General features: G+C 60.4%; 14 protein-coding genes. All 14 read left to right on the plus strand.

The window, feature by feature from the left end:
- The first annotated feature begins 37 nt into the window (after positions 1-37).
- The 14 genes from rpmF (at position 38) to ACC569_RS11955 (ending at position 12,057) form a co-directional block, all read left to right on the plus strand.
- The gene (gene rpmF / locus ACC569_RS11890; protein WP_372523748.1) at positions 38-217 is read left to right on the plus strand and encodes a 50S ribosomal protein L32; all 180 of its coding nucleotides are present in this window, start codon (positions 38-40) and stop codon (positions 215-217) included.
- A gap of 38 nt (positions 218-255) precedes the next feature.
- Complete coding sequence (gene plsX / locus ACC569_RS11895) at positions 256-1,275, plus strand: phosphate acyltransferase PlsX (protein ID WP_372523749.1); 1,020 nt, start codon at positions 256-258, stop codon at positions 1,273-1,275.
- The gene (locus ACC569_RS11900; RefSeq protein ID WP_372523750.1) at positions 1,272-2,240 is read left to right on the plus strand and encodes a beta-ketoacyl-ACP synthase III; all 969 of its coding nucleotides are present in this window, start codon (positions 1,272-1,274) and stop codon (positions 2,238-2,240) included. Before plsX ends, ACC569_RS11900 begins: the two co-directional genes overlap by 4 nt.
- A 109-nt stretch (positions 2,241-2,349) precedes the next feature.
- Positions 2,350-3,291 (plus strand): ACP S-malonyltransferase, encoded by a 942-nt coding sequence (gene fabD, locus ACC569_RS11905; protein WP_372523751.1) that lies wholly within the window; start codon positions 2,350-2,352, stop codon positions 3,289-3,291.
- A gap of 21 nt (positions 3,292-3,312) precedes the next feature.
- Positions 3,313-4,056: a 3-oxoacyl-ACP reductase FabG gene (gene fabG / locus ACC569_RS11910; protein ID WP_372523752.1), complete on the plus strand. Its 744-nt coding sequence runs from the start codon at positions 3,313-3,315 to the stop codon at positions 4,054-4,056.
- A 116-nt stretch (positions 4,057-4,172) separates the two neighbouring features.
- Entirely contained in the window at positions 4,173-4,409 is a 237-nt protein-coding gene (gene acpP / locus ACC569_RS11915; protein WP_372523753.1) for an acyl carrier protein, read from the plus strand.
- Between the two features lie 99 nt (positions 4,410-4,508).
- Positions 4,509-5,753: a beta-ketoacyl-ACP synthase II gene (gene fabF / locus ACC569_RS11920; RefSeq protein WP_372523754.1), complete on the plus strand. Its 1,245-nt coding sequence runs from the start codon at positions 4,509-4,511 to the stop codon at positions 5,751-5,753.
- A complete protein-coding gene (locus ACC569_RS11925) occupies positions 5,750-7,171 on the plus strand; it encodes an aminodeoxychorismate synthase component I (protein WP_372523755.1) in 1,422 nt (473 codons plus the stop codon). The genes fabF and ACC569_RS11925 overlap by 4 nt, the downstream gene beginning before the upstream one ends.
- A gap of 106 nt (positions 7,172-7,277) precedes the next feature.
- Positions 7,278-8,099 carry an aminodeoxychorismate lyase gene (gene pabC / locus ACC569_RS11930; RefSeq protein ID WP_372523756.1) on the plus strand — a complete coding sequence of 274 codons (822 nt, stop codon included), beginning with the start codon at positions 7,278-7,280 and terminating at the stop codon, positions 8,097-8,099.
- A gap of 82 nt (positions 8,100-8,181) precedes the next feature.
- Complete coding sequence (gene mltG / locus ACC569_RS11935) at positions 8,182-9,123, plus strand: endolytic transglycosylase MltG (protein WP_372523757.1); 942 nt, start codon at positions 8,182-8,184, stop codon at positions 9,121-9,123.
- A 7-nt stretch (positions 9,124-9,130) separates the two neighbouring features.
- Entirely contained in the window at positions 9,131-9,760 is a 630-nt protein-coding gene (gene tmk, locus ACC569_RS11940) for a dTMP kinase (protein ID WP_372523758.1), read from the plus strand.
- Positions 9,761-9,818: 58 nt separating this feature from the next.
- Positions 9,819-10,844, plus strand: a complete 1,026-nt coding sequence (holB, locus tag ACC569_RS11945; RefSeq protein ID WP_372523759.1) for a DNA polymerase III subunit delta' — start codon at positions 9,819-9,821, stop codon at positions 10,842-10,844.
- A 66-nt stretch (positions 10,845-10,910) separates the two neighbouring features.
- Positions 10,911-11,270: a PilZ domain-containing protein gene (locus tag ACC569_RS11950; RefSeq protein WP_372523760.1), complete on the plus strand. Its 360-nt coding sequence runs from the start codon at positions 10,911-10,913 to the stop codon at positions 11,268-11,270.
- 1 nt (position 11,271) lies between these two features.
- Positions 11,272-12,057 carry a TatD family hydrolase gene (locus ACC569_RS11955; protein WP_372523761.1) on the plus strand — a complete coding sequence of 262 codons (786 nt, stop codon included), beginning with the start codon at positions 11,272-11,274 and terminating at the stop codon, positions 12,055-12,057.
- Positions 12,058-12,231 lie beyond the last annotated feature (174 nt).

Genomic DNA, 12,231 nt, shown 5'->3' on the forward strand with positions numbered 1-12,231 from the left:
AATAGTGCCGGTTATTTTTACTTGACGAGGATTTACCATGGCCGTACAGAAAAGCCGAGTATCACCTTCCCGCCGCGGCATGCGTCGTTCACACGACAAGCTGACGAAGTCGGCGCTTTCGGTTGACAAGACGAGCGGCGAGACCCATCGCCGGCATCAGGTCACCGCCGACGGATATTATCGTGGCCGCAAGGTGCTGGACACCAAACCGGAATAGCGCCAGTTTGATCCGGAACCGTTCAGGGACTTGAGAACGTGATCACGATTGCCCTCGACGCCATGGGGGGCGATCACGGTGTTGGGGTCACCGTGCCCGCAGCCCTCAAGACACTACGGGACGAACCGACGCTGAAGCTGACGTTGGTCGGCCAGCGCGACGCTATCGAAGCTGAATTGAAGCACCGTCATGCGGCTGAAGGCGAGCGCCTCGTCATACATCATGCCTCGGAAGTGGTGGGCATGGACGAACCCCCGGCACAGGCGCTGCGCGGCAAAAAAGATTCCTCCATGCGCGTCGCCATCAATCTCGTCAAGGAAGGCGTGGCCCAGGCCGCCGTCTCCGCCGGCAACACCGGGGCGCTCATGGCGACTTCGCGTTTTGTTCTCAAAACCTTGCCCGGGATCGACCGTCCGGCAATCGTCACGACCCTGCCCACGATACATGACCACGTGCATGTGCTGGACCTCGGCGCCAACGTGGACTGCACGCCGGAGCAGCTACTGCAATTCGCCATCATGGGTTCCATCCTGGTTGGCGCCGTGGAAGGCGAGCCGCGTCCGCGCGTCGCGTTGCTCAACATCGGTGAGGAAGACATCAAGGGCAACGAGGTTGTCAAAAAGACCCACGAATTGCTGCGCGCCAGTTCGCTGAACTATTGCGGCTATGTCGAGGGCGATGAAATCTACACGGGCGACATGGACGTGATCGTGTGCGACGGCTTCGTCGGCAACGTGATGCTCAAGACCAGCGAGGGCCTGGCGCGCATGATCACGCATTTTATGAAACAGGAATTCAAGCGAAATATCCTGACGCGTCTTTCTGCCTTGGTGGCAATACCGGTGCTGCATGCCTTCAAGAAGCGCGTGGACCCGCGCCGCTACAACGGCGCCACCCTCATCGGCCTGAACGGCACCGTGATCAAAAGCCACGGCGGGGCGGATATTCTGGCCTTTGAACACGCCATTCTCGAAGCGCTGGCGGAAGTGCGCAACAACGTGCCTGAGCGCATCGGACGTGAACTGACCGCGATGGCGGCCAAGGGCGACGTGACATGATCTATTCGCGCATTATCGGCACCGGCGGCTACCTCCCGGCCAAGGTGCTCACCAACCACGACCTCGAGAAGATGGTCGAGACGACGGATCAGTGGATTGTCGAGCGCACCGGTATCCGCGAGCGCCACATCGCGGCCGCGGACGAGACCAGCGCTTCCATGGGCGAGCAGGCCGCGCGGCGTGCCATCGAGGCGGCCGGCATCGGCACCAAGGACCTCGACCTTATCATTGTGGCGACCACCACGGCCGACCAGGTATTTCCGAGCACCGCCTGTCTGCTTCAAGACCGCCTCAAGATACACGGCTGCCCGGCTTTTGACGTCCAGGCGGTGTGCACGGGTTTCGTGTACGCGCTGGGGATCGCGGAAAAATTCATCCGCACCGGTTCGGCCAAGCACGCCCTGGTCGTGGGCAGCGAAACCTTGTCGCGCATCACCGATTGGACCGACCGTACCACCTGTGTGTTGTTTGGCGACGGCGCTGGCGCCGTGGTGCTCGCGGCATCGAAGACGCCCGGCATCATTTCCACGCATCTGCATGCCGACGGCAAATACAAGGACCTGCTCAGCGTTCCCGCCGGCATCTCCCGGGGTTACGACAAGGTTGTCGACGGCACGGCTTACATGAAGATGGAAGGCAACGAGGTGTTCAAGGTGGCGGTGAACACGCTCGGACGCATCGTGGACGAGACGCTGGCGGCGAATCACATGAAGAAATCCGATATCCAGTGGCTCGTCCCGCATCAGGCCAACCATCGCATCATCGCGGCCACGGCCAAGAAGCTCGGCATGTCCATGGATCACGTGGTGCTGACGGTGGACCGTCACGGCAACACCTCGGCGGCCTCGATCCCGCTCGCCTTCGACGAGGCGGTGCGCGACGGGCGCATCAAGGCCGGTGACACCGTGCTGATGGAGGCTTTTGGCGGCGGTTTCACTTGGGGCTCGGTGCTGTTGAAATATTAGAATCCACCGCCAAGACGCCAAGAGCGCCAAGGAAGACAGCTCAGGAATTCAAAAATATTTTTTTATCTTGGCGCCTTGGCGGTTCAGAAATCTTATCGATAATAAAACAATGAAACTTGCATTCGTTTTTCCCGGACAAGGTTCGCACTCGGTTGGCATGATGAACGCGCTGGCCGCCGAATTTCCCATTGTCAGGCAAACCTTCAACGAAGCCTCGCAGGCGCTTGGCTACGACCTCTGGCAGGTGGTGGAGCAGGGGCCGGAGGAAAAACTCAACCAGACCGAGGTGACCCAGCCGGCGATGCTGACCGCCGATATCGCCACTTGGCGTGTATGGCTGGCTAGCAAAGGCCCGCTTCCGCAGGTCATGGCCGGCCACAGTCTCGGCGAATATTCCGCGCTGGTGTGCGCCGAGGCGCTCGATTTTTCCGATGCCGTGAAACTGGTCGCGGATCGCGCACGCTTCATGCAAGAAGCGGTGCCGATCGGGCAGGGCGGCATCGCCGCGATCCTGGGCCTGGACGATGACGCCGTGCGCAAGCTGTGCGAACAGGCGGCCCAGGGCGATGTGCTCGACGCAGTCAATTTCAATTCGCCGAATCAGGTCGTGATCGCCGGGGCCGCGGCGGCCGTGGCCCGCGCCGTGGAGCAGTCCAAGGCGGCCGGCGCCAAGCGTGCCGTGGTGTTGCCCATGAGTGTGCCGGCGCACAGCCGGCTCATGCACCCGGCGGCGCTGCGCATGGCCGAAAGAATCAAGGCCGTGAATGTGCGTTCTCCGCGCGTGCCGGTCATTCACAACGTTCATCTGCGGGCGGAATCCGACCCGGAGGCGATTCGAAATGCGCTCGTGCGCCAGATAGAATCTCCGGTGCGCTGGGTTGAACTGATCCAGAAAATGGCCGCCGACGGCGTCGATCGGATGATAGAATGCGGTCCGGGCAAGGTGCTCGCGGGCCTGAACAAGCGCATCGTCAAGACGTTCGAGACGCTGCCGGTTTACGATCCGGTGACGCTGCGCGAGACTCTGGCGGCGCTGGCAAGCGCAACGTGAAGAGACAATGAAGGAAAGCACATGACACTCAAAGCTCAAATCGCACTGGTCACGGGTGCAAGCCGCGGCATCGGGCAGGCTATCGCGCTCGAACTGGGACGGCAGGGAGCGCAGGTGATCGGCACCGCCACTTCGGCTGACGGCGCGGAAAAAATCAGCCAGGCCCTGAAGCAAAATAACGTTGCCGGGAGAGGAATCGTGCTGGACGTGAACAGCACCGACTCCATCACGGCGGCCCTCTCGGAACTGGAAAAATCCAACACCACGCCGACCATTCTGGTCAATAACGCAGGCATTACGCGCGACAACTTGCTGCTGCGCATGACCGAGGAAGAATGGGATGCGATACTCGACACAAATCTCAAGTCGGTGTATCGCATGACCAAGGTCTGCCTGCGCGCCATGACCAAGGCGCGCTGGGGACGCATCATCAGCATCAGCTCGGTGGTGGGCGCGATGGGCAATGCCGGGCAGGTCAACTATGCCGCCGCCAAGGCCGGCCTGATCGGTTTCACCAAGGCGCTGGCGCGTGAGGTGGGTTCGCGCAATATCACGGTCAATGCCGTGGCCCCGGGCTTCATCGACACCGACATGACCCGCAAGCTGCCCGACGCGCAGAAGGAAGTACTGCTCAAGCAAATCCCCTTGGGACGACTGGGACTGGTCGAAGAAGTGGCCTCGGCCGTGGCGTTTCTCGCCTCGCCGCAGGCCGGTTACATTACCGGCACGACCCTGCACGTGAATGGCGGAATGTACATGAATTAGGCGGGCTATCCCGCTGAAAAACATCGTTTGCCGATTGGCTGGACGATTTTGGGCAAATAGTGTTAACTATGCGCCCGCACGCGGGCAGTAAATCAATTTTGGAGGGAAAATCACCCATGAGCAGTGTAGAAGAGCGCGTCAAGAAAATCGTTGTGGAGCAACTGGGCGTCAACGAAGGCGAAGTCAAGCCCGGAGCTTCCTTTGTGGATGATCTGGGCGCGGATTCCCTGGATACTGTGGAACTGGTGATGGCACTGGAAGAGGAATTCGACTGCGAAATTCCCGACGATCAGGCGGAAAAGATCACCACGGTCCAGCAAGCCATTGATTACGTCAATTCCCGTCTGAACTGATTACTCATTAGATGGAGGGGCCGTCATCCGCAAGGGGTGACGGCCTCTCGGTTTTATAAGCGCGGTGGGAACGCCGTGCCCACAATGAGGGATTCGTCTTTGAGCAAGCGACGCGTCGTCATCACCGGCCTCGGTATCGTTTCTCCCCTCGGCATCGGTGTCGCGGAAAACTGGCGCAACATTCTGGCCGGCAAAAGCGGCATTGCCCGTGTCACCCATTTCGACGCCACCGGCTATCACTCGATGATCGCCGGCGAGGTCAAGAACTTCGACCCCACGCATTTCGGCATGACCGAGAAGGAAGCGCGCCGCATGGACCGCTTCATCCAGCTCGGCATGGCGGCCGGCATCGAGGCGATCAAGGATTCCGGGCTTGAGGTGACGGAAGCCAATGCCGAGCGCATCGGCGTGCATATCGGCTCCGGCATCGGCGGCGTTGGCACCATCGAAGACACTACCAAGACCGTCCTCGAAAAGGGCCCGCGCCGGGTCTCTCCGTTTTACGTCCCCATGAGCATCATCAACATGATTTCGGGCGATCTGTCGGTGATGTATGGCCTCAAGGGTCCGAATCTCGCCATGGTCAGCGCCTGCGCCACCGCCACCCACGGCATCGGCGATGCCGGGCGGCTGATCGAATACGGCGACGCCGACGTCATGATCGCCGGCGGCGGTGAGGCCGCCATCACGCCGACGGGTATGGCCGGTTTCGGCAACGCCAAGGCGCTGTCCACGCGCAACGACAGCCCGGAAACCGCCAGCCGTCCGTGGGACAAGGACCGCGACGGTTTCGTGTTGGGTGAAGGCGCGGGTGTAGTAGTGCTCGAGGAATACGAGCACGCCAAGAAGCGCGGCGCAAAAATCTACTGCGAACTCGTCGGCTTCGGCATGAGCGGCGATGCGTATCACATGACCAGTCCACCGGAAAACGGCGAGGGCGCGGCGCGCTGCATGCGCAATGCCCTGCGCAACGCCGGGCTGAATCCCGACCAAGTGCAGTACGTCAACGCTCACGGCACCTCCACACCGCTCGGCGACAAGGCCGAGACGTTCGCGGCCAAGGCGGCGTTCGGTGCACACGCGAAGAAAATCGCCATGAGTTCGACCAAGTCCATGACCGGCCATCTGCTGGGCGCGGCCGGCGGAATCGAAGCGATCTACACCGCGCTCGCCATACGCGATCAGATCGCGCCGCCCACCATCAATCTCGCCACGCCCGATCCGGAATGTGATCTGGATTTTGTTCCGGGCGCAGCGCGCAAGATGAAGATTGACGTGGCGATTTCGAATTCCTTCGGTTTCGGCGGCACCAACGGGACACTGGTGTTCCGCAAGCTGGCGTGAATGCCAACCCGGCCCATACGCTAAACGCCTCCATACCGGGATATGTCTGCCGCCGCCTGACGGCTCTTCCCGATCTCACTGCGCTCCACGCACAATATCCCCAGCGCTATCCGCACCTGCTCGCGAGCGTCGCGCGCGGCACGCCGCGGGCGCGTTATGACATCCTGTTCGCGTTTCCCGGAGACACCCTGACACTGGACGCGGACCATCGGCTGAGCCGCAACGGTCAGATGTTGGGTACCGGTGATTTCCTCGATGCTCTCGATAGTGAGTGGAGGCAGCAATCCACGGCGGCGGACGAGGGCGACGCCATGCCGGCGGAGGCCGCGCCGCCTTTTACCGGTGGATGGTTTGTCTTCCTTGGCTACGAACTGGTGTCCCAAATTGAACCTACGGTAACCGGCATTCGGCATGAACCGGCGTTTCCGGTAGCCTGTGCCACGCGCATCCCGGCCGCCATCATCATCGACCATCTCGCGCAGCATACGCTGCTCGTTTGCGAGACCGAACGCGCCAACGAAATTCTCCCGGTGCTCGAAGCCGATGCGCAAATCCCGACGACACCGAACACTGAAGAGATCGTTATCGCGCAGATTCATGAAGAAGAACCCGCGCGATTTCTGGAACAGGTCCGACGGGTGCAGGATTACATCCGCGCGGGGGATGTGTTTCAGGTAAACCTCTCACGGCGGTGGCATATTCCTTTGCGCTTACCCGTCAGTCCGGTATCGCTCTACCGTCGCTTGTGCGCAACGAATCCGGCGCCTTTTGCGGGCCTTATGACCCTGGGCAACGGGCGTGCCGTCATCAGCTCATCGCCAGAACGCCTGGTGGAAGTGCGTGGTAGAACCGTGCGCACACGACCCATTGCCGGTACGTATCCGCGCAGCCAGGACCCCATAGAGGATGAGGCCTTGTCGCGGGACCTGCTGCGACATCCCAAGGAGCGCGCCGAGCACGTGATGCTCATCGATCTCGAGCGCAACGATCTTGGCCGCGTGTGCCACACAGGTTCGGTACAGGTGAAGGAATTCATGGCGCTCGAGTCCTACCGGCACGTGCATCACATCGTCTCCGAGGTCAACGGTGAATTGCGCGGGGACGTTACACCGGCACAGGTGATCCGCGCGGTGTTTCCCGGCGGCACCATCACCGGCTGCCCCAAGGTGCGTTGCATGCAGATCATCGCCGCGCTGGAACAGGCGCCGCGTACGGCCTATACCGGGTCCATTGGATATGTCAATCGTGACGGCAGCCTCGACATGAATATTCTGATCCGTACCCTCATTCAGAACGGCAACGAAATCAGTCTGCGCGCCGGCGCCGGCATCGTGGCCGATTCCATTCCGAAGCGGGAGCTGGCCGAGACCCGCGCCAAAGCCAAGGGCATGTTAGCGGCTTTGGGTGTGGCGGCATGAGCAGGGCGCAGGGGCCCCGCGCGAAGCGCGGGGATGCAACCGTGGCGAATGCCGCCGGACGCCGACGGTACGGTGCGTCGGTCTTGTTCGGACTCACGGAGGCGGTGTGTTGATAACTCTCATCAACGGTATGCCGGGCGAAAACGTTTCGATGCGCGACCGCGGCTTTCAATACGGCGACGGCCTGTTTGAAACCTTGGCGGTGGTGAATGGCAGCCCGCTCCTGTGGGACCGGCATATGCAACGGTTGTTGCGTGGCGCTGCCAGGCTTGGCATCGATGCGCCATCCGAAATACTGTTGCGCCAGGAAGCGGAACAAGTGTGTCGTAGCGCTGGGTGCGGGGTGCTGAAGATTATTCTCACGCGTGGTATTTCCGGGCGTGGGTATGCGCCGGACAAGCAGGCACAGCCGACACGTACCGTCAGTCTGTCGCCTTGGCGGGATTATCCAGTCGAACAGCGCACGCATGGCGTCGCCGCGCAGTTCTGCCGTACCATGATCTCGCGGAACCAGGCCACGGCAGGCATCAAACACCTCAATCGGATCGAGCAGGTGCTGGCGCGCGCGGAACTGGAGCAGGAGTGTCGGGAAGGCCTGATGTGTAATGAATTCGGTCACGTGATCGCAGGAACCATGACGAATCTATTCATCGTGTCCCAGGACAGGTTGCTCACGCCGGATCTGTCGCACAGCGGCGTGGAAGGTGTCATGCGCGGGCTGGTGCTGGAACGGGCGGTGGAACGTTCGCTGGATGCACGCGTGATGAATATCAGCAAGAGCGATGTTTTGCAGGCGGATGAAGTGTTTCTGACCAATAGTCTGATAGGTTTATGGCCTGTGCGTCGCATCGAAACGAAGGAATATCCCCTGGGCGGGATGACGCAACGGATTCAGGAGGCCATCGTCGATGCGTATGCGGGGGATTAGGCTGGCGATTGGCTTGCTGGTGTTGAGTACCATGGCCGTCGTTTATCTATTTTGGTCGTGGAATCATTCACTTCAGCCCGGCATGGAGATTTATACGGTCAAGCCGGGTATGACGTTGCGCGCCTTTGCACGCGAGCTGAGCAGCCGTGACGTGCTGCCGGAAAGTCATTCTTTCGTGTGGCTGGCGTATCTTACCGGACATGAGCGTGACCTGAAGTCAGGCGAGTACCGGTTCCGCAACGGAATGACGGCAAGGGAATTGCTGGAGCAGATTGTCGCGGGGCGCGTCATTGAATATCCCGTCGTGCTGGTAGAGGGCTGGACCTTCCGGCAGTTTCTGGATGCGATCGAGGAGGCGCCCAAGCTCACGCACACGCTCATCGGTTTGTCGCCACGTGCCATCATGGAAAGGCTGGGGCATAAAGGGGAACATCCCGAAGGCCGGTTTTTTCCCGATACGTATTATTATTCCTCCGGCCAGACTGAACTTGCGATCCTGGCCAACGCCTATGACAAAATGCAGAAGCTGTTGCAGCAGGAATGGGAAAAGCGCGACAACAATCTCCCGTTCAGGGATGCCTATGAAGCGCTGATCCTTGCTTCGATCGTGGAAAAAGAGACCGGACGCGCCGATGAGCGCCGCCTGATTGCCGGTGTCTTCGTCAACCGTTTGCGCCACGGCATGCGGCTGCAAACGGACCCGACCGTGATTTACGGCATGGGTGAGTCGTTCGACGGTAACTTGCGGCTGAAGGACCTCAGGCGCGATACGCCCTATAATACGTATACGCGCGCCGGGCTGCCGCCAACGCCGGTGGCCATGTCTGGGAAGGAATCCCTGCAGGCGGTGATGCATCCGGTGGTCAACGGAGCGTTATATTTTGTCGCACGCGGCGACGGCAGCCACGTTTTTTCCGCCACGCTGGAAGAACACAACAAGGCCGTGATCAAATACCAGCTGAAAGGAAAGCCGCGGACTTCCACGGTGCACGACAAGACGTCCACTGCCACGACAAGCCGGTAATATTCTTATGCCACGAGGAATATTCATTACTCTGGAAGGTGGAGAAGGGGCCGGAAAGAGCACCAATCTGGCTTTCGTCCGGAAATGGCTGGAACGCGCGGGGCGCGAGGTGGTGGTGACGCGAGAACCCGGCGGCACCGAACTCGGCGAACGTGTGCGCGATATTCTGCTGCACCGTCGCGAGCTGCAAATCTCCGCCGAGAGTGAAATGCTTTTGATGTTCTCCGCGCGCGCCGAGCACATTGCCAGGATAATTCGTCCGGCGCTGGACGCCGGCAAAATCGTGCTGTGCGATCGCTTTACCGATGCCACCTATGCCTACCAGGGCGGTGGCCGCGGCATTCCGGCGGCGCGGATAGCGGCGATCGAAAGCTGGGTGCAAGGCGATTTGCGGCCGGACCTGACGCTGCTCTTCGATGTCCCGGTGGAGGCTGGACGCCGGCGCGCCGGACTACGCAGTGAGCCCGATCGCTTCGAGCAGGAGAGCAATGAATTTTTTGCGCGCGTCCATGCGACCTATCTGGCGCGCGCGGCAAGCGAGCCTGGGCGCATGCGGGTTATTGATGCCAGCCAAAGCCTGGAGAAGGTGGAGCAGCAAATCGGCACCGTGCTGAAGGAGGTGGTGGGTGGCCGCTGATAATTCCTCGACGAGCAGCATCTCAGCGATGCCTGAACGATATCCTTGGAATGAGGACTTGTGGTCCATCCTGGCCCAGCAGCTCGAGCGTCTGCCGCACGCTCTTCTGTTGCACGGGCGCCCCGGTCTCGGCAAGCATGCCTTTGCCGTTCAGATGGCGCAGGCTCTTTTATGTGCCCGGCCTCAGGCGGGCGTAGCCTGCGGCCTGTGCCAGTCGTGCCAGCTGTTCGTGGCCGGCACTCATCCCGACATGCATGTTCTTCAGCCTGAAGCGATTGCTGAATCAGCGGAGGACCTCGGAGGTCAATATGCGGCTCGATACCCCGCCAGCGACAAGAAACGCGAGCGCGCCAGCGCTGATATCACGATTTATCAGATTCGTTGCCTGATTGAGGATGCCCAGACCCGCCCGTTTGTCGGCAACCGTAAAGTAGTTCTTCTGAGTCCTGCCGAGGCCATGAATATCAACGCCGCGAACAGCCTGTTGAAATTGCTGGAAGAGCCCCCCCTCGGCAGCATGCTGCTCCTGGTGACGAGCCATCCCGCCCGTCTCCCGGCCACCATCCGCAGCCGTTGCAGTCATATCCTCTTTAAGTCGCCGGCCCGCACTGCCGGCTTGGCTTGGCTCCAGTTGCGTACTGGCGGTAAAGCAGAGTCCGTCGCCAGCCTTCTGGAACTGGCGGGGGGCGCTCCGCTGTTGGCGAAATCGCTGATGGAAGAGGGATTCCCTGAAATCCGCACCGGATTGCTCAAGGACCTGGATGGCCTGAGATCGGGACGTGAAGAACCCATCGCCTGTGCGGCTCGATGGAAGGCTGTGGGAGCCAGACATTGCATGGGTTTGCTACACGGATTCGTGTCCGAGCTGATCAAGGCTGTCTTGGGGGTTTCCAGCCCGGCGCTGGCAAACTCTGGGGCAACTGTGCCTCTAAACTGTGATAAATATAAATATAAACTCAGTGAGTTATACAAATTTATTGATGTTATTTATGAGTATAATCGGCTTCTGGGGAGCCCGCTCGATGAACTTTTGATGTTAGAAGATGTTTTGATACGCTGGGTCCGACTGAGCCGTCTACAATAAAGTAAGCAACCGCCTCATATGAACGACAAAACCATTCCACCCATGTCTGCCGGCGCGGCCAAACCCATGAAACCCACCCCCATCGCCGCGGCCCGGCCCGGGGTGTTGTCCCTGACGATCAAGGACAAGAATGCCCTGTATGCGGCCTATATGCCCTTCGTGAAGGGGGGTGGAATCTTCGTCCCCAGCAGCCGGCCGTACAAGCTCGGTGAAGAGGTGTTCATGCTGCTGACGCTCATGGACAGCAAGGAAAAAATCCCGGTCGCCGGACACGTCATCTGGGTCACGCCGCCAGGCGCCCAGGGCAGTCGCACCACCGGCATCGGCATCCAGTTCAGCGAGAAGGATTCGGGCATCGCGCGCAACAAGATCGAAGGTATTCTCGCCGGTACGCTCAATTCCGACCGGCTCACGCACACGATGTAACGTGACGCCGCTCGTTGACTCCCACTGTCATCTCAATTTCGAACCTTTAAACGCCGGCCTGGAAGACGTACTTCAGCGCGCCCGGGACAACGGGGTCGGGCACATGCTGTGCGTGTCGGTCACACTGGAAACCTTTCCCGAGATACGCGCGCTCGCACACGGTCATCTGAGCGTGTTCGCTTCCGTCGGCGTGCATCCCAACGAAAGGGAAGGGCGCGAGCCCACGGTCGATGATCTGGTCGGCTTGGCCAAAGACGAAAGGGTGGTGGCGATCGGCGAAACAGGATTGGATTACTATCGCAGTCACGGCGACATGGCTTGGCAGCAGGAGCGGTTCCGCCGCCACATCCGTGCGGCGAAACTATCTGGCAAGCCGCTGATCATCCACACACGCGAGGCCGCCGACGATACTCTGCGCATCATGCGCGAAGAGGGCGCGGCCGACATCGGTGGCGTGATGCACTGCTTCACCGAGAGCTGGGAGGTCGCGCGCGCCGCGCTCGACCTCAATTTCCATATTTCCTTTTCCGGGATCGTCACTTTCCGTAATGCCGAAGCTCTGCGCGAAGTCGCAAAACAAGTGCCGGATGACCGCCTGCTGATCGAGACCGACGCGCCGTATCTGGCGCCGGTGCCGTTTCGCGGCAAGACCAATGAACCGGCCTTTGTGCGCCACGTCGCGGAATGCGTGGCCAATGTGCGTCAGTCCGACATGGATTCCATCGCCGATGTAACCACGCACAATTTCTTCACCCTGTTCCGTCACGCCGTGCCGGCACGCGACTGACGCCGGTCAGGGCCGGACATTTTTCCGCATTCTTTCGCGCTGCGATTTGATCAGCGCGGCGTAATCGGCTACATTGACCCGACGATAAAATTCCGACAGATACGCGACAGCGTACGCGTGAGAATTTCTGTCATCACGCTTGTCCCGCGCGCGAGCACTGCGCCAGTCCGTCCA

The sequence above is a fragment of the Sulfuricaulis sp. genome (genome assembly GCF_041499725.1).
GTDB lineage: Bacteria > Pseudomonadota > Gammaproteobacteria > Acidiferrobacterales > Sulfurifustaceae > Sulfuricaulis.